This window comes from Plantactinospora sp. WMMC1484, from assembly GCF_049315195.1.
In the GTDB taxonomy this organism is placed as follows: Bacteria; Actinomycetota; Actinomycetes; order Mycobacteriales; family Micromonosporaceae; genus Plantactinospora.
The window spans coordinates 6,653,429-6,671,114 of the sequence record NZ_CP186055.1 but is presented as its reverse complement, the minus strand read 5'-3'; the positions used below and the strand labels follow the sequence as shown (position 1 = coordinate 6,671,114).

14 protein-coding genes are annotated in these 17,686 nt (G+C 72.3%); 4 read left to right on the top strand and 10 right to left on the bottom strand.

Annotated features, from left to right (window positions below):
• Nucleotides 1-181: 181 nt before the first annotated feature.
• From ACN28C_RS28575 to ACN28C_RS28535, 9 genes are all read right to left on the bottom strand, one after another.
• Nucleotides 182-1,168: a Pecanex-like protein 1 gene (locus ACN28C_RS28575; RefSeq protein ID WP_422770609.1), complete on the bottom strand. Its 987-nt coding sequence runs from the start codon at nucleotides 1,166-1,168 to the stop codon at nucleotides 182-184.
• A 676-nt stretch (nucleotides 1,169-1,844) separates the two neighbouring features.
• Nucleotides 1,845-2,480: a hypothetical protein gene (locus ACN28C_RS28570; RefSeq protein ID WP_422774840.1), complete on the bottom strand. Its 636-nt coding sequence runs from the start codon at nucleotides 2,478-2,480 to the stop codon at nucleotides 1,845-1,847.
• A 247-nt stretch (nucleotides 2,481-2,727) separates the two neighbouring features.
• Nucleotides 2,728-3,483: an anti-sigma factor family protein gene (locus ACN28C_RS28565; RefSeq protein ID WP_422770608.1), complete on the bottom strand. Its 756-nt coding sequence runs from the start codon at nucleotides 3,481-3,483 to the stop codon at nucleotides 2,728-2,730.
• Nucleotides 3,480-4,172 carry a sigma-70 family RNA polymerase sigma factor gene (locus ACN28C_RS28560; protein ID WP_422770607.1) on the bottom strand — a complete coding sequence of 231 codons (693 nt, stop codon included), beginning with the start codon at nucleotides 4,170-4,172 and terminating at the stop codon, nucleotides 3,480-3,482. Before ACN28C_RS28560 ends, ACN28C_RS28565 begins: the two co-directional genes overlap by 4 nt.
• A 196-nt stretch (nucleotides 4,173-4,368) precedes the next feature.
• Nucleotides 4,369-5,226 carry a spermidine synthase gene (locus ACN28C_RS28555; RefSeq protein ID WP_422770606.1) on the bottom strand — a complete coding sequence of 286 codons (858 nt, stop codon included), beginning with the start codon at nucleotides 5,224-5,226 and terminating at the stop codon, nucleotides 4,369-4,371.
• Between the two features lie 65 nt (nucleotides 5,227-5,291).
• A complete protein-coding gene (locus ACN28C_RS28550) occupies nucleotides 5,292-6,275 on the bottom strand; it encodes a hypothetical protein (protein ID WP_422774839.1) in 984 nt (327 codons plus the stop codon).
• A 59-nt stretch (nucleotides 6,276-6,334) separates the two neighbouring features.
• Nucleotides 6,335-8,818: an AAA family ATPase gene (locus ACN28C_RS28545; RefSeq protein WP_422770605.1), complete on the bottom strand. Its 2,484-nt coding sequence runs from the start codon at nucleotides 8,816-8,818 to the stop codon at nucleotides 6,335-6,337.
• A gap of 48 nt (nucleotides 8,819-8,866) precedes the next feature.
• The gene (locus ACN28C_RS28540) at nucleotides 8,867-10,015 is read right to left on the bottom strand and encodes an exonuclease SbcCD subunit D (RefSeq protein WP_422770604.1); all 1,149 of its coding nucleotides are present in this window, start codon (nucleotides 10,013-10,015) and stop codon (nucleotides 8,867-8,869) included.
• 17 nt (nucleotides 10,016-10,032) lie between these two features.
• Nucleotides 10,033-11,790 carry an ATP-binding protein gene (locus ACN28C_RS28535; RefSeq protein ID WP_422770603.1) on the bottom strand — a complete coding sequence of 586 codons (1,758 nt, stop codon included), beginning with the start codon at nucleotides 11,788-11,790 and terminating at the stop codon, nucleotides 10,033-10,035.
• 215 nt (nucleotides 11,791-12,005) lie between these two features.
• On the opposite strand from ACN28C_RS28535, the gene ACN28C_RS28530 reads away from it, so the two are divergent.
• Nucleotides 12,006-13,472 carry a glycerophosphodiester phosphodiesterase gene (locus tag ACN28C_RS28530; protein WP_422770602.1) on the top strand — a complete coding sequence of 489 codons (1,467 nt, stop codon included), beginning with the start codon at nucleotides 12,006-12,008 and terminating at the stop codon, nucleotides 13,470-13,472.
• Nucleotides 13,473-13,527: 55 nt separating this feature from the next.
• Here the strand turns inward: ACN28C_RS28530 and ACN28C_RS28525 are convergent, their stop codons facing one another.
• The gene (locus ACN28C_RS28525) at nucleotides 13,528-14,268 is read right to left on the bottom strand and encodes a pyrimidine reductase family protein (RefSeq protein ID WP_422770601.1); all 741 of its coding nucleotides are present in this window, start codon (nucleotides 14,266-14,268) and stop codon (nucleotides 13,528-13,530) included.
• 149 nt (nucleotides 14,269-14,417) lie between these two features.
• Here ACN28C_RS28525 and ACN28C_RS28520 point away from each other — a divergent pair, with 149 nt between their 5' ends.
• The 3 genes from ACN28C_RS28520 to ACN28C_RS28510 all read left to right on the top strand — a co-directional run bounded on the left by ACN28C_RS28520 (nucleotide 14,418) and on the right by ACN28C_RS28510 (nucleotide 17,680).
• Complete coding sequence (locus ACN28C_RS28520) at nucleotides 14,418-14,963, top strand: plasmid pRiA4b ORF-3 family protein (RefSeq protein ID WP_422770600.1); 546 nt, start codon at nucleotides 14,418-14,420, stop codon at nucleotides 14,961-14,963.
• A 296-nt stretch (nucleotides 14,964-15,259) separates the two neighbouring features.
• Nucleotides 15,260-16,570: an extracellular solute-binding protein gene (locus tag ACN28C_RS28515; protein WP_422770599.1), complete on the top strand. Its 1,311-nt coding sequence runs from the start codon at nucleotides 15,260-15,262 to the stop codon at nucleotides 16,568-16,570.
• Nucleotides 16,571-16,696: 126 nt separating this feature from the next.
• Nucleotides 16,697-17,680: a carbohydrate ABC transporter permease gene (locus tag ACN28C_RS28510; RefSeq protein ID WP_422770598.1), complete on the top strand. Its 984-nt coding sequence runs from the start codon at nucleotides 16,697-16,699 to the stop codon at nucleotides 17,678-17,680.
• Nucleotides 17,681-17,686: the final 6 nt, after the last annotated feature.

The following is a 17,686-nucleotide window of genomic DNA, read 5'->3' as shown; positions in this document are numbered from 1 at the left end:
GGTGCCGTCCGGCCTGTAGCGGGTTCAGGTTTGCCCGATCCGGTTTGCTCCTCTCGGATACCCGTCGTCGGACCTTCCTGGCGGCGGGTGCCCGGGGTGGGATCCCGCCGGTGGTGCGGATGTGGCGGGAGCGGTCAACCGCTCAGGCCGGCGGCCGGGGGAAGTGCCGGCCGGGCACGAGTCACCGGACGGTGATCCGGACCGCGTCGAACGCCGGGACCTGGTTGGCGCGGGCCATCATCGGGATCCGGTGCGAACCGTCGCCGGCCCAGACCGCACACTGCGCGGTACCCCGCTGGGTGAGCCCGGGCACGGTCACCACGACGGTGTCCGGCTCGGCGCCACCCTGGCTGTCCTCGGTCGCCACGAAGAACGCCGGGGCCGGCGCCGGGTCGGGCGCGGAACGGGTGCTGCCGAGCATCCGGCAGGCCGAGTGGAAGTGGCCACGGACCAGCTCGTCCTCGTTGAGGAAGGAACTCTCCTTGTAGTAGCCGCCCTGCCCGGCCGGCAGGAACCGGTCCCGGACCAGGTTGCGGGTGCTGACCCGCAGCGTGAACTGCTGGTTGACCCGGACCGAGTTCGGCGCCTGGGTGATCAGCAGGGTCGGGTTCTTCTCGGGGGCACCGACCTCGCCGAACGCGGTGCCGACGCAACGCTCGCCGTTCTGGAAGCCGTCGTGCGTCTCCAGTTCACTGCCCGAGCAGTCCGCGCCCAGCGGCTCCGAGGCGGCCGGGTTGCCCGGTGCGGCGCTGGACGTACCCGGGCTGGGGGTGCAGTTGGCGTTGCCGCCGCCGGGGCGGCCGCGCTGGGCCAGGGTGCCCGGCTCCTGCCCGTCGCCGGGGTGGTGGATGGCGCCGTGGTCACGGTACGACCGGGTCTGCGGCTGCGCCGCCGTGCCGGGGCCCTCGGGGACTGCGGAGGCGGAGGGGTCGGCCGCACCGGGCGAGGTGGACGGGTCCGCCGCGGGCGGGGTGGCGGCCGGGGGCGTCGGACAGGGCCGTGCCGCAGTGGGCCGACCCCACCGGTTCCAGGTGCCGGCGTTCGAGACCTGGGTCACCGTGACGATCGCGCCGAACACGCCCAGCGTGGCCAGCACGGCGATCAGGCGCTTGTTGCGTGGTGGTCGGTTCGAGCGCCGCCGTGAGGAGCGGACGGGGGTGTTCTTCACGTGGTGCCACCTCTTCCTTAGAGGGTTCGGTCAGCTAGGTCGGACTTCCGCGGGACCAGGCTGGTGGTGCCGACGGCCAGATGGGCCGTCAGCAGGGGGGCGGGATGCTGGGCGGGCCGACGGCGAGGCGGGCCCGGGAGCCGGCGAGCGGCGCGCTGCCGGTCCGGCGGGGGTCACCGGGCGCGGCGCCGGCAACGGAGATCGGCGGAGCGGACGACGATCGTAGTCGCCTTGTGGCAACGCGTATATCGACGTCATCTTCCTGCCTTTCCGAATATTCAGCCGGTTCGGTTGCGAAAAAAACCGTACGGAATGCGTTGCCTGAGAGTCAAACCGTGATAGGGAAGATAGGGATCTCTTGAGGTCCACTTAAAAGGAAATTATGTTTCCGGGAGCTAACCATCCGCGGTGGCCCGTAGTGGCCTGGCCGGCCACACCGCTGACCACCGTCCGGTCGCCGCCGGATTGCCGCCGTCGGGTCCCACCGGTCGTCGCCGGATTGCCGCCGACCGGGCCGCCACAGGCCGCGACGCCGGCCCCGAGCAGGGCCGGCGTCACAGCCGGACAGCGACCGTTGCCGCGCGTCGCGTCCAGGATCACGACGGCGACCGACCGCGCCCACCCTGGCAACGGCCGGCCGCCGGGTCTGTGGAACTGCACCCGTGGCAGTGGACGGTCAGTAGCTGAGTTCGCCGCCGCCTTCCTCGGCCGCGGCGTCGTCCTTGGCCGGTGGCGGCGCGACCGCCTTCGGCGTACCGGTGGGCAGGCAGCTCAGGTTCTTGGTGCCGGCCGGCGTCACCACGAACCAGGTGCCGCCGACGCCCTGGCCCTTCCACTCGCCGGGCTTCTTGTCACCGATGTAGCGGTACACCGGCCAGTCGCCGATGGTGACCTGCTTGGTGCCATCCTCCCGGGTCACCGTGCCGACCTTGTCGGCGGCGATGCCGGCGATGTCCGGCGTGCCATTGGTGAGCGCCGGCGGCCACAACCTGGCGCACTCACCGGCGCAGTTCGACGTGGGTGGCTTGGCCGAGTCGCGGTCGAACCGGTAGAGCACGAAGCCCTTGTCGTCGGTCACCACCTGCCCCATCCGGGGAACCCGCTTGCCGACCAGGCCGGCAGTCAGGTCCACCTCGGCCACCTCGACGGGTGTCGGGGCCGGTGGGGCACTCGGCTCGGCGGCGGGATCGGACACCGCGTTCGCGGCCGGCTCCGCACCGCCGACTGGACTGTTCGGGGTGGTTCCTGCGGGCGCGCAGGCCGTCGTCGCGGCCAGCGCCGCGCTGGCGATAACGATGCCGCTCCGCTTCATCGCTGCCACATCCCCTCCTTTTGCTGGACAGGTTGCCGGGAAGTACGGTTGGCCGTGCCGCCCGGATGAGGCAATTTGCAGTGGACAATTTCACAGCGGAACGTTGAACCGTCGGGCCGTGCCGCACGTACAAATCATGAGCGGCCTCGACATCCTGTTTGCCGGCCGACGGGCATCACCCGCCAGGTCGTCGGTGACTATTCCGGCGGACGGCGGAAACGTCTGGTTGTCCGGCTGCCGGCAACTGTCAGAGCGGTACCGTCACGAGCGGCTCCGCATCGCCGTCGTCGAGTACCTGCACCTGGAGCCTGTCGATGTCGTCCTGGTCGGTGGCGGTGGCGGCCTCCAGCACCAGCGCGTTGGGCTGAGCCGCCGTGCCGTACCCGGCGGGCGGCACCTTCCAACTGGAGATCACCTCGGTCTCCCCGTTCTCGTGCATCAGCACCAGACGGCAGACCTGCGGGCCGGAGAGCCCGCTCAGCGCGAACGAGACCCGGGTGCCCCAGGGCGTCGCCCCGAGGCGTACCTCGGCGTGCACGCCGCTGGCCGGGTCGGTCGCGACGAAGCGTTCGCCGGTCGGCCCGCCCGTGCCGGGGCGGCCGGTGCTGCCCGGGACGGTTCCGGTGCTGCCGGGGCTCGGCTGCGCGGTCGTCCCGGTGTCGCCGACCCGGGTCCCACCGAGGAACGCCAGCCCACTCAGCATCGCCACCAGCACGAACGCGGCAGCGAGACCGTAGAGCCGCCTGCTCCGGGCTCGGCGGCGGTCGGCGCCGACCGCCGCCACGACCCGTTCGAAGAGAACGCCGTCCGTCTCGGAGCGCTCCGCCACCATCAGGTCGTGGCCGTCGATCTCACCCAGCAGGTCCACCACCGGCAGCAGCGATTCCAGTTCGTGCGCGCACTGCGCGCAGCTCGCCAGGTGCTCCTCGAAGCGCAGGGTGTCCCGCTCGTCCAGGACGCCGAGCGCGTACGACGCGACATCCCAGTGGATCTCGGTGCTCACTCGGTCACCCCCCGCTCCAGCAGGGCTGCCCGGAGCGCCCGGAGTGCGTAGTAGACCCGGGACTTCGCGGTGCCGAGCGGCAGCCCCAACTCCTCGGCCGCCTCCGGCACCGTGCGTCCCTGGAAGTACGTCGCCACCAGCACCTCCCGGTGCGGCTGGCTCAGCGTACGCAGTGCGTCGGTGATGGTCATCATCCGTAGCACCCGATCCGTGTCGTCGGACTCGGAGAACCCCTCGAGGTCGCGGTCGTACGTCTCGGCGGGGCGGGCCTGTTCGCTGCGGTGGTCGTCGATCACGATCCGCCGGGCGACGGTGACCAGCCACGGGCGCAACGACGACTGGCCGTTGGCGCCCAGCCGATGTGCGTTGCGCCAGGCGCGTAGCAGCGTCTCCTGCACCACGTCCTCGGCGCGCTGGCGGTCGCCGCCGGTCAGCCGCAGGACGAACATCAGCAGAGGTTTGGCATGTTCCTCGTAGAGCACGCGAACGAGCTCGTCGGAATGCCTCGTCTCGGCGGGGGTCGAATTGTGGCGGCCGGCAGCCGGTCGCGATGTCACCGGCTCATCATTCCGTCCGATCGCCCGCGCGTCGAGACCTTTGCGGGACCGAATTGACCGGCGTTGCGAGGTGGCGCACAATCGCCCCGGCATGACCGTCTCGCCATACCATCCGCCGGCTACCGCCTGCATCGCACCCATACCTCCGCGTCGAACGCGTCCGACCCGGGCCCTCGTGCCGGGCCCGGTCGAGTCCGCCGTGAAGTACGGATTCCGGCCCCGGCCGGATCAACGCGCCGCCGGGAACTTGTCCGGACCGCCGGGTTGCCCAACTGGTGCCGGGTTGCCAGAACTGGTGCCGGGTTGCCGAACTGGTGTGCCGGACTGCCTAACTGGCGATGATGAAGCCACCCGGCGGCGGTGGTGCGGAAGGCCGGGCGGCAGAGTCGGTGACCACCCGGGCACCGTCGGCGAAGCGGTCCAGGTCGGGGCCGGTCAGCACCCGGCCGGGGAACCAGTCCCCGGCGGTGCGGCGGACCAGCTCGGCCACCGGCAGGGCGGCCCGGCTGGCGGCGAGCACGAGGTTGCCGTACCGGCGGCCGCGCAGGACCGCCGAGTCGGCGATCAGGCAGGTCTCCGGCAGGACCGAGCGGACCGTGGCGACCTGGGCCCGGGCGTAGCGCAGCGGCGGGCCGTCCGCGACGTTCACCAGGTGGACACCGCCGGGGCTTAGCACCCGGGCCGCCTCGCCGGCGAACTCCACAGAGGATATGTGCGCCGGCGTGCGGGCACCGGCGAAGACGTCGGCCACCACCACGTCGTAGCTGCCGTCCCGGCTCGCGCCGAGCACCTCGCGCGCGTCGCCGACCCGGACCCGCAGCCTCGGGTCGGCGGGCCACGGCAGCTCCTTGCGGACCAGGTCGACCAGCTTCCCGTCGATCTCCGCCACCCGCTGCGCCGACCCGGGCCGGGTGGCCGAGAGATAGCGCGGCAACGTCATCGCCCCGCCGCCGAGGTGCAGCACCCGCAGCGGCTCGCCGGCCGGTGCGATCAGGTCCAGCACGATGGCGATCCGGCGGACGTACTCGAACTCCAGGTGCGTGGGGTCGGTGAGGTCGACGTGCGACTGCGGCGCCCCGTCGACCAGCAACGTGTAGGAGCGCGGACGGTCCGGATCGGGGCGCAGCTCCGCCAGCCCGCTGCCCACCTTCACCGCGACCGCGTCGGCCCGCCGCTTCCGTCCCACGGTTCGAGTGTAAGGAGGGGCCCCCGCTTATCGCTTTTTGTTGTAGCGGGGGCCCTTCCTAACAGCTAAGACAGCGTGGCGAGGGTCAGGGCGCGGTGCAGCAGGCGGCCGTCGCCGAGCCGGGCCCGCAGCCGGCGCTCCAGCCCGGCGATCGGGATCAGGTTCTGCGGGGCCCGGGGATCCTTGTAGGCCGTCGAGGCGAACCTCGGCAGGGTGACCAGGGAGAGGTCGGCGAGCTCGATCGCCTGCTGCTCGGCCAGGTCGGCCGAGCACTCCACCCGGACGATCCCGGCCCACGGGCCGCGCCCGGCGCCGGGCAGCCGCAGATACCAGGAGTAGCCGCCCCAGGCGGTGCCGAGCCGGAACACCGGGGAGCGTTCCCGGGGGCGCAGCCCGGTGACCAGTGCGGTGTGCCGCGCCTCCAGGTATTGACTGTGCTGGGTCTTGATGTAGCCGATCGTGCGCGGCAGTTGCCGCCGGCTGCGCAGCGGGCCGTCCACCACCAGCAGGTCGCCGTCGTCGCGTACCGCGCCGGAGACCTTCACCTCCAGCGCGGTCAGCGGCCCCTGCACCGCCGCCGGCAGTTTGCTCGGCTCGCCGGTGCCGCTGAGCCGGTGAACGGCGTACCGGATCTGCCCGGCGACCACGTCCCGGGCCGACGGGCTGGCGGTGAAGAGACCCCGCTCCACCTCGGCGCCGGCCAGCTCCGCCGCGCCCCGCCCGAGGTCACACCGGACCACCCCGGCGGCGTACGACGCGGCCAGGCCGGCGAAGGAGGTGCCGTCCGGCTCCTCCGTCCAGACGCTGGCGTCGATCCGGCGGACCCCGTCGACCAGCAGGACCACGTCCGGCGGCGCGACCGTCTCCGGTGCGGTGAGCGGGCGCCACTCGTCGGCCGGCAGCTCGACGTCGGCCTGCACCTGGGCGCTGCTCGGTGCCGCCGGGCCGCCGGCCGCCTCGAAGGAGGCGCCGTAGGCCGGATCCCAGGCGTCGACGAAGAGCCGGGTGCCGGGACGCGGCGGCGTGCCGTGCCGGTCCGACGCGTTCACCGGCGGGTCCGACGCGCTCACCGGCGGGTCCGACGCGTTCACCGGCGGGCCCGACGCGTTCACCGGCCGGTCCGTTCGACCCGGGAGCTGCGGGCGTCCTTGCGCACCTCGAACCGGACGGGGATCCGCTCGGCGAGCGCGGGCACGTGGGTGACCACCCCGACCATCCGGTCGCCCCGGGCGGCGAGGTTCTCCAGGGTGGCGGCGACGGTCTCCAGGGTGGCGGCGTCGAGGGTGCCGAAGCCCTCGTCGAGCACGATCGACTCCAGGCTGGCGGTGGTGGTCGAGAGCCCGGCGAGCTGTTCGGAGAGGGCGAGCGCCAGCGCCAGCGAGGCCTGGAAGGTCTCGCCGCCGGAGAGCGTCCGGACGGCCCGGCGCAGCCCGGCGTCGTGGTGGTCGACGACGAAGAACTCGCCCTTGTCGTGCGCGAGGTCGTACTGCCCGCCGGTGAGTTCGCGCAGGATCCGGGAGGCGCCCTCGACCAGCATGTCGAGGGCCTCGGCGAGCAGCCAGCGTTCGAAGTTGTTGGCCCGCAGGTGCCCGGCGAGCGCCTTGGCGACCCGGGACTCCCGCTCGTGCCCGGCCCGCTGCCCGGTCAGCTCCCGGGCCTGTTCGCGCCGCTCGACCAGCCGGCGGTGCTCGGCCTCGGCCCGCTCCACGGCGACCACGGCCAGCCGTACCGGGTCGACGTCGGCGGCCGGAGGGTCGAGCCCGGCGGCGGTGAAGAGCCCGGCGATCCGTTCCGTCACCGCGTCGACGGTGCCGTGCGCTCCGGAGACCGCCGTGGCGGCCTCGGCCCGCTCGGCGCGTCGCCGTTGCCCGGCCTCGGCGGCCCAGTCGCAGAGCACGGCCCAGGCGGCGGTGATCTCCGCCCGGTCGGCGGCGGGCGGGCCGAGCCGGGCCACCCGGTCCCGGGCGGTGTCGAAGGCGTGCCAGGCGCCGCGCAGCCGCTCCTCGGCCACCTCCACCCCGGCCCGGGCCCGCCGGGCGGCCTCCCGGGCCGTCCGTACCGCGCCGCCGGCCGCGTCCAGGTCGCGGCGGAGCCGGGTGAGCAGGTCGAGCTGCTCGCGCAGCGCGGCCGGGCCGGGGGAGTCGGCGAGCCGGGAGTCGAGGTCGGCGAGCCGGGCGGTGAGCTGCTCGTGCCGGGCGTGGGCCTGGTGCAGGGTACGTTCCAGCTCGCGGGCGGCCCGGTCCCGCTCGACGACCAGCTTCTCGGCGGCGTCGGCGGTGGCCCGGGCGACCTCGCCGGCCTTCTTCGCGGCGGCCACCGCCGAGCCGGCCGGCAGCGGCGGCACCTCGGTCACCGGCTGTGCGCAGACCGGGCAGGGCGCCCCGGCGTGCAGGTGTGCCCGGAGCGCGGCGGCCCGGTCGGCGGTCTGTGCCTCCTGGTAGGCGGCCCGGGCCGCCTCCAGCTCGGCGCCGGCCCGCTGCGCCGCCGCGCGGGCGTGGTCGAGTGCGGCCACCGCCGCGGCGTGGTCGGCGTCGGCGGAGTCCAGCGCGCCGGCCAGCGTCGCCGCCTCGCCGGCCACCTTCCTGCGCTCGGTGTGTGCCTGTTGCAGCAGCTTGAGCGCGGCCGGGTCGCCGGCGCCGGCCAGCTCGCCCCGGAGCTTCTCCTCGCGCTCCTCGGCGCCGGCCACCGCCGCCGACGCCTCGGTCGCCGCCGTCCGGGCGACCGCGACCGCCTCGGCGATCCCGGCCAGCTCCCTCGGCGGCCGGATCCGGTCCAGCTCGGCCAGGTCGGCGTCGAGGGCGGCGAGTGCGCGCTCCGCCTCGGTCGCGGCCGTCCGGGCGGCCCGGAGTTCGGGCACGGCGGCGTCGACCCCGCCGGCCAGCTCCCGCATCTTCTCGACCCGCCCGGTGGCGGCGGCCAGCGCCTCGTCGTCGATCCCGGTGAGCCCGTCGAGCATCCGGTCCACGGCGGCGAGGGCGGCGTCGGCCCGGCCGGCCCGGCCGGTCGCCAGCTTCTGCACCTGCTCGTAGACGCCGAGGCCGAGCAGGTTGACCAGGATCTGCTGCCGGGTCGCCGGCTTGGCGTGCAGGAAGTCGGCGAACTGCCCCTGTGGCAGCAGCACGCAGCTGGTGAACTGCTCGTACGGCAGCCCGACCGCCTCCAGCACCGCCTCGTCCATCTCGGCCGGGGTGCCGGCGACCACCTCGCCGAGGTCCTCCGGGCTCATCCCGGTGTCCAGTTTGGTCACGTCGAAGCCGGGCGGCATCAGTTGCAGTCCGGCGTTGCCGGTCTTGACGTTGCCCCGGCTGTCCCGCCGGACCACCCGGGTGGCGACGTAGCGCGCGCCGGCCGACTCGAAGACCAGCCGGACCCGGGCCTCCACGGCGGACGGGGCGAGCGCGTTGGCGATGCCCCGGGCACCGCCCCAGCGCGGGACCGTGCCGTAGAGGGCGAAGCAGATCGCGTCGAGCACGCTGGACTTGCCCGAACCGGTCGGTCCGACCAGGGCGAAGAAGTCCGCGTCGGTGAAGTCGACGGTGGTGGCGTCCCGGAAGGCGGTGAAGCCGGCCAGGTCGAGCCGGAGTGGACGCACTATCTGGTCGCCTCCTCGTCAGTCACTGTCCGATCACCCTGTCGCGGGTCACTGTTTGGACGCCTCCTCGTAGAGCTCGTCGAAGAGTTCGCGTACCCCGTCGTCGGCCTGGCCCCGGCTGGTCAGGTAGTCGCCGAAGAGCTCCCGGGGGGAGCGCCCGGCCCGCTGGGCGGCCCGGGTCGCGCCGGCGTTCGGCAGCATCTCCGGGTCGATCCGCACCTCCAGGGCGCGGGGCAGCAGCTCCTGCACCTCCTCACGCAGCCCGGCCCGGGGGGCTTCCCGGACGAAGACCCGCAGCCAGGCCGTGGGGTCGTCGACCTTCGCGAGATCGGCGAGTGTTCCGCGTACGGTGCGCAGCGGCGCTCCGCCGGTGATCGGCACCTCGCGGACCCGGGCGGCCGTCCGGCTGGTCACCTCGACGATGCTGACCGAGGAGCGGTTCTCCTCCTCGCCGAAGTCGACCGCGAGCGGGCTGCCGCTGTAGCGGATGTGGCAGGGGCCGAGCACCTGCTGGGCCCGGTGCAGGTGGCCCAGTGCCACGTAGTGCGCGCCGCTCGGGAAGACCGTCGCCGGTACGGCGTAGTTGAGCACGGTGTGCGCCTCCCGCTCGCCGCCGCCGGTCCGGGCGCCCGCCACGGTCAGGTGCCCGGTGACCAGGTGCACCCGGTCCGGGGAGTCGAAGCCCTCGGTCAGCCGCCCGAGCACCCGCCCGACGTGGTCGGCGTACGTCTGCACCGCCTCGGCGGCGGTCAGCTCGTACATCTCGACGGCGCGGACCGCGTACCGCTGGGAGAGGAACGGCAGCGCGACCAGCCGCCACGCCTCGCCGTCGGCGGTGCTGCCGTCGATCACGTGCTCGGCCGGGTTGTCCCGGACGCTGCCGCGCAGCGACACCCCGGCGGCCTCGGCCCACGGCCGCAGCGCGTCCAGGGCGGGCCCGTTGTCGTGGTTGCCGCCGATCGCCACCACCTGGGCGCCGGTGCGGCGCAGCGCGGAGAGCGCCCGGGTGACCAGCCGGGTCGCCTCCGGGGTCGGTGCGGCGGTGTCGTAGAGGTCACCGGCGACGATCACCAGGTCCGGCGACTCGGCCTGGGCGACCTCCACCACCTGGGCGAGCGCGTCCCGGTGCTCGCTCGTCCGAGACTGTCCCTTGAGGACCTTCCCGACGTGCCAGTCGGAGGTGTGCAGGATCTTCACGGCCCACCGTCCGGTTGCTAGAAGGGGATGTCGTCGTCGGAGAGCGCCCCGGCCCGGGAGCCGACCACCGCGAACGGGTCGGCGGCCTGGGTGATCGAGCGCAGCGTGCCGGCCGGCGCGGCGCCGGCCTCGGAGACCCGGGTCGCCCAGGCCGGGAAGGGGAAGTCCAGGCAGAGCGGCACCGGGATGTCCGGCTGGTTGACGAACATGGTGCCGGGCTTGGCCAGCAGCGCCCGCTGCCGCTGCGCGGCGGGGAGGAAGCCGTACTCCGGGCGGGACGCTTCGGCCGGGTCGAGCCGGCCGACCACCCGGATCGCCGAGTTGGTGACGATCCGCCGCTCCACCTCGCTGGCGGTCTGCTGCGCCCCGATCAGGATCACCCCGAGCGAGCGGCCCCGCTCGGCGATGTCGAGCAGCACCTCCTTGATCGGCGACGAGCCCTCCCGGGGCGCGTACTTGTTCAGCTCGTCGAGGACGACGAAGAGCAGCGGCTTGGCGGTGCCGGCCTTCTCCTTCCGCTCGAACTCGGTCTTCAGGGTCACTCCCACCACGAACCGCTGCGCCCGGTCCGGCAGGTTGTGCAGGTCGACGACTGTCACCTGGGCGCTCTCGGCGGTGTTCACGCTGTGCGGGCGGCGGGTGGCGAGGTCGCCGCGGATGAGCCGGGCCAGGTCCTTCTTGCTGCCTATCAGGCGCCGGGCGAAGGCGTTGACCGTGCCCATGTTGACCGCGCTGCCGGCCCACTCCGACCGGGTCTCGTCGTCGGTGAGCTGCTCGACCACGTGGTCCACCAGGTCGGGGTAGGAGTGGATCCGCACCCCGTCGATGCTGACGCCACCGTCGGCGGGTTGGGCGTACCGGGCCAGGTGGGCGGCGACCGAGTGCACCACCATGGTGTATTGCTGGCGCTCGTCGTCCGCGTCGGCGAAGACGTAGGGGAGCAGCCGGTCGGCGCAGAACTCGGTGAGCGTCCAGTAGAAGCTGTCGACCCCGGCGAGCCGGCTGCTCACGTCGGGCGTGCCGGAGGAGTCCCCGGCCCGGGGCGGGGCGTAGACCCGTACGTCCGGGAAGGCACCGGCGGAAAGGCCGAGCTTCGCGTAGGTCTCCGTCGTGGCCTCGTCGAGCCGGCTGTTCGGGTGGTCGAGGAAGAGCAGGTCCTCGCCCTTGACGTTGAAGATCAGTGCCTTGGCGTTGACCGCGTCGCCGCCGAGCACCCCCGAGCGGAAGACCGAGTAGAGCAGGAAGGTCGCGAAGCTGGTCTTGGTGGCCACTCCGGAGATACCGGAGATGGAGACGTGCGCGCCCCGGCTGCCGTCCAGGAAGTCGGCGTTGAGAAAGACCGGCACGCCGTCCCGGCCGATCCCCATCGGCACCCGGCGCTCCATCCGGTCGAAGTGCAGCGCCGCCGACCGGGCCTCACCCTCGGCCCGGTGCACCACCGCGCCGGGGGAGGGCGGGACGTAGAGCTCCGGGTCCACCCGGGTGGTGGTGATCTCGGCCGCCTCCTGCACCATCGCCGGCAGGGTGCCGTCGGCGATCGCGAAGACGTCGGAGTCGAACTGCGCGCCCTCGTGCCGGGCCCGGACCTGGGTGACCACCCCGGCGATGGTGACCGGCTCACGGTCGGGCAGCTCGCGCCGGGTCACCACCACGTCGTCGAGCTGGAGGTAGCTGCCCGGGGTGACGGCCGTCCAGAACTGCAACGGGGTGGCGTCGGCGGTGCCGAGCACCCGGCCGACCTCGACGCCCGGACCGTCCGGCCGGCTCTCGGTCACCGGACCGACCCGGCGTGGTGGAGGATCAGATCACGACACACGAGTCGCATCCTGCCTCACTGATGCGACAGCGTGCCACGCGACGCGGCGGGACAGGTCGAGGAACGGCACACACTCGCGCGGTTCGTGGCGCAGGTGGCAGTACACGATTACTTTCCGCCACCGTAACCTGATCTTGGTGGGGCGATCCGCAGGGCTCACTACCTTGCTACGCCATGACGAGCTTCAATCCGCGGTCGTATCCGGACCGTCCGGCATCCTCCGCCCGGCGCCACCGCGGCGCCGCCTTCCTCTCCGCCCTGCTGTTGGCTGCCGGTGTCGGCGCCGCGTCCGGCGGCACGGTCGAGCCCGCTGCGGCGGCTGCCGAGCCAGGGCGGGTGCACGTCTCGGAGAGCTTCGACGGCGGCGGGCTGCCGGCCGGCTGGCGCGCGGTCGACGGCACCTGGCGGGTGCAGAACGGCCGGCTCCACGGCACCTCCACCGGCTCCAGCCAGAACAACAAGATCACCTTTGGTGCCTACCTCGAACACTTCCGGTTCGAGGCGACCGTACGCTTCGAGTCCGTGACTGCGAGTACCCGGTGGGCCGCGCTCGGCCTCGACGTGCCGGCGACCGGTGCGACCCCGTGGTGGATCGCCACCATGCGCAGCGGCACCACCGCGAGCAACGGCCTGGAGTTTGCCGAACGCACCACCGGAAACGCCTGGAACGTGACGGAGACCGCCGCCGCGCCGAGTGCCGCCGGCACCGGGCGCGACGTCCGGGTCGCCGTGGAGGTGCACGGCGGCCAGGCCCGGTGGTTCTTCGAGGGCCGGGAACTGCTGCGGACCGGCAGCCTGCGCCGCTCCGGCACCGCCGGACAGGCGCTCTTCGTCAACGGCGCCACCGTCTCCTTCGACGACGTCCGGATCACCGAGCTGGCGCCGAACGCCCTGATCCGCCCGCCGGGCAGCCCGCTCACCGTGATCGCGCACCGGGGTGCCTCGGCGGTCGCCCCGGAGAACACCCTGGTCGCCCAGGAGATCGCCCGCCGGGGTGGGGCGGACTGGATCGAGAACGACGTGCAGCCGAGCAGCGACGGCGTGCCGTTCGTGCTGCACGACTCGACCGTCGACCGCACCACCGACGGCACCGGCGCGATCCGCTCGCTGACCAGCGCCCGACTCAGGACGCTGGACGCCGGCTCCTGGTTCGCGCCGCACTACGCCGGGATACGGATGCCGACTCTCGCCGAGCAGCTGGCGGACCTGCGTACCCGGGGCGGCCGGCTGCTGCTGGAGATCAAGGGCGCGCACAGCCGGTCCGAGGTGGCCCGGATCGTCTCGGTCGTCCGGGAGCAGCAGATGACCGACCGGGTACTGGTGCAGAGCTTCGAGGTCGACGTGCTCCGCCACACCCGGGACCTCGCCCCCGAGCTGCCGCTCGGCCTGCTCCGCAGCACCCTCGACGCCGACCCGGTGGGGATCTCCGCCGAGCTCGGGCTGGCCACCTACAACCCCTCGTCGGCCGCGCTGCTGGGCCGGCCGGCGATCGTCGGCGACCTGCACCGCGCGGGGGTCGCCACGATGGTCTGGACCGTCGACAGCCCCGCCACCTGGCGCCAGCTCGACGACCTCGGCGTCGACGGGATCATCACCAACCGCCCCGCCGAACTCGTCGGCTGGAACGCCGCCCAGGGCTGAAAGGAAGGGCCCCCGCTTATCGCTTTCTGTTGTAGCGGGGGCCCTTCCTTGCACCTCAGCGGGTGTAGCGGAGCAGGAGTTCGTCGGCGGCGGCGAGGACGTGCCGCAGTGCCATCCCGCGCGGCCCGGTGGTCTCCCCGGCGGTGATCCGGCCGGCGCCCGGACCGGTGAGCATCGGCGCCACCGTCAGGCAGACCTCGTCGACCAGGTCGGCGGCGGTCAGCGAGCCGAAGAGGTGCGGCCCGCCCTCGCAGAGCAGTTGCCGGTGACCCCGGCGGTGCAGCTCGGTCAGGCCGGCGGCGAGGTCGACCTGCTCCTCGCCGCAGCGGAGCAGGTCGGCGACGTCGGCGAGTCCCGGCGGCGCGTCGGCCCGCTGGTGGGTGAGCACCACGGGGCGGACCGGGGCGTCGGTGAAGGCCGCCGAGGAGGGGTCGAGGTTCAGCGCCCGGGAGACCACGACCAGGGTGGGGTAGTCGGCCAGCCCGTGCTCGCGGCGCCAGGCCCGCCGCCGCTCGTCAAGGCGTACCGCCCGGTAGCCCTCGTTGCGCAGCGTGCCGGCGCCGACCAGCAGCGCGTCGCAGACCATCCGCAGCAGTCCGAAGACGCGCTTGTCCGGCCTGCTGGAGAGGCCGGCGGAGTGGCCGTCCAGCTCCACCGCGCCGTCGATGCTGGCGACGAAGTTCGTTCGCAGGTGTGGCCGGTCGGTGCGAGGATAGAGGGTGATCAGTGCCGAGTCATCCAGGGCGGCCGTCGCCGGCCCGGGCCACACCCGGGTTATTCCGACATTACCGCTCATTCGCTCGCCGGACCGGTGACCGGAGGGACGGGTGCGGGGGTACGGTGCTGGCAGTCGCACCAGTTGCGGCCCCGGCAGTGGTCGTGCCTGTTGTCCCGGCAGGCTCGGCAGATCATGCCGGTAAGCCTATGCCGAGAGGGTGGGAGACGATGCGCCGTCAGATCTTCCAGCTCAAGGTGTCGCTCGCCGACGTCACGCCGCCGGTCTGGCGGCGCGTGCTGGTGCCGGGCGGTTACACCCTGGACCGGGTGCACCGGGTGTTCCAGTCCGTACTGGGCTGGCAGAACTGCCACCTGCACTCGTTCGACATCGACGGGGTGCAGTACGGCGTGCCGGATCCGGAGGGAGAGCTGACGCTCCGCGACGAGTTGGACACCCGGCTCGACGCGGTGGCGACCAAGGGCGGCCGTTTCCTCTACACCTACGACTTCGGCGACTGGTGGGAGCATGACGTGACCGTCGAGGACGTCTTCGGCGCCGACCCCGACGAGCGCTATCCGGTCTGCTCGGCGGGTGCGGGTGCGTGCCCGCCCGAGGACGTGGGCGGGCCGTTCGGCTACCGGCAGTTCCTGGTCGCGGTCGCCGACCCGGACCATCCGGAGCACGATTCGCTGCGGAGCTGGCTCGGCCGGCCCTTCGACCCGGCGGCCTTCGATCCGGGCCGGGCGAGCACCCTCGCACGCTGGCTGAGCTGACCCGTCCCCCGGGCGGGACCTGCGACACGTCGCCGTGCCCGTTACCTCAGTGATAACGCCCGCTTTGCCTGGTGAGTGCCCCAGCGCCGACGGTAACGAAATGGGAACGCTCCCAGCGGCCCATTGACACCCCCGAAACGCGCCGGCAATCTCATGGGAGCGCTCCCGGCGGTTTGTGCCCTTAGCCACATCGGCAACGAACTGCGCCGTCAGGCACACCCACCACCGGAGCACCACCACCGACACACGAATTCCAGCCACCACAACACGAGTTACCCACCTGAGAGGGGTCAGGGATGAGCGTCATCAGGCGCCGGCTCCGCACTGCTGCGGTCGCCGCGCTCGCCGCGGGCGTGGCTCTCGGCAGCGCGGCCTGTAGCAAGAGCAGCGACGGGGGGTCCAGCGGCGAGGGCGGAGAGGTCAAGCTGGTCCTGCAGACCTTCCAGAACTTCGGCTACGACCAGGCCATCAAGGACTTCGAGGCGGCCAACCCGAACATCAAGGTCGAGCACCAGAAGATGGGCGAACTGCGCGACTTCCAGCCGAAGCTCGTGCAGTGGCTCGCCGCGGGCAGCGGCGCCGGCGACGTGGTCGGGCTGGAAGAGGGCGTGCTCCTGCAGTACGTGCAGAACCACGACAAGTTCGCCAACCTGCTCGAGCTCGGGGCGGACGAGCTGAAGTCGAACTGGCCGGAGTGGAAGTGGAACAACGCCATGACTCCGGACGGCAAGAAGCTGATCGCGCTCGGCACCGACGTGGGCGGCCTGGCCATGTGCTACCGCAAGGACCTGTTCGAGCAGGCCGGTCTGCCGACCGACCGCGAGGAGGTCTCCAAGCGGATCAGCACCTGGGAGGACTACATCGCGCTGGGTCGCGAGTTCAAGGCCAACGGCAAGGCCAAGGCCGCCTGGCTGGACAGCGGGACCAGCCTGATGCAGCCGCGCGTCATGCAGAACTCCGAGACCTTCTTCTTCGACAAGGAGAACAAGTTCATCGGCGACAGCAACCCGGTCGTCAAGGAGACCTGGGACATGGGCCTCCAGATGGCCGCCGAGGGCCTGACCGCCAAGGCGCAGCGCTGGAGCGCCGACTGGGACGCCGCCTTCAAGAACTCGGCGTTCGCCACCATCCCGTGCCCGGCGTGGATGACCGAGGGCGTCATCGCCCCGAAGTCCGGCCCGGCCAACTCCGGCAAGTGGGACATCGCCACGATCCCCGGCGGTGGCGGTAACTGGGGCGGCTCCTACCTCGCCGTCCCGGCCCAGAGCAAGCACCCGAAGGAGGCATTCGCGCTGGCCAAGTACCTGACCAGCAAGGAGGGCCACCTGGCGGCGTTCACGGAGGCCGGCGCGATGCCGTCGAGCATCGCCGGCATCGAGGACCCCGCCTTCAAGGACAAGAAGAGCGAGTACTTCAGCGGGGCCCCGACCGGCCAGATCTTCGGCGAGAGCGTCAAGAACATGAAGCCGGTCTTCCTCGGCGCCAAGCACCAGCAGGTCTGGGAGACCATCGTCGAGCCGCAGATGCAGGCGGCCGAACGTGGCCAGCTCAGCTCGGACGCGGCCTGGCAGAAGGCGATGGATGAGGCCAAGAAGGCCACCAGCTGAGTCGATGGTGACCTGCCGGCCCACGGGTGAGGCTCTGCCCGCGGGCCGGCGGTGGTGCCCACACCCGTTCGGGGTGTGGGCACCACCGCGAGGTCACGCGCCGCTCCCTCCCCGGAAGGACCCGCAATGAGCTCTGCTGTCGGCGCGGCACCCAGGCACGCTGCCGCGCCACCCCCGGCCCCCGCTCCCGATGACCGCCGACGGTCCTACCGCCTCGGTCGCTGGGACATCAAGTACTCCCCCTACCTCTACGTCGCCCCGTTCTTCCTCCTCTTCGGGGCCTTCGGCCTCTTCCCGGTGCTCTACACCGTCTACGTCTCGTTCTTCGAGTACGACCTGCTCAGCGACACCAAGGAGTTCGTCGGCCTGGAGAACTACCGGGTGGTACTGGACGACGCGCAGTTCTGGAACGCCGTCTACAACACCGTCGGCATGTTCGTGGTCAGTACGGTGCCGCAGCTCATCGTCGCGCTGATGATCGCCAACCTGCTCAACCGGCAGATGCGGGGCCGGACCCTCTTCCGGATGGGAATCCTCATCCCCAATATCACCTCGGTCGCGGCCGTCGGCATCATCTTCGGGCTGATCTTCGCCGACCGGTACGGTCTGGTGAACTGGCTGCTCGGCACCGTCGGCGTCGACCCGATCGCCTGGCGGGACAGCCGCTTCGCCTCCTGGTTCGCGGTCGCCTTCATGGTCGACTGGCGATGGACCGGCTACAACGCGTTGATCTACCTCGGTGCCATGCAGGCGATTCCGAAGGACCTCTACGAGTCGGCGGCCCTGGACGGCGCCTCCGCCTGGCGGCAGTTCTGGAAGATCACCGTGCCGCTGATCCGGCCGACCATCCTCTTCACGATCATCATCTCCACCATCGGCGGCCTCCAGCTCTTCACCGAGCCCCTGATGTACGGCTACGGTCTGATCCGGGGCGGCGCGGCGAACGAGTTCCAGACGCTGGCGATGTACATCTACGAGCGGACCTTCACCGGCAACTTCGAGTACGGATCCGGCGCCGCGATGTCCTGGCTGCTCTTCCTTATGATCATTGTCTTCGCGGTGATCAACTTTGCGCTGGTCCGCCGCTCGGTGAAGGGGGAGCAGAAGTGACCACCA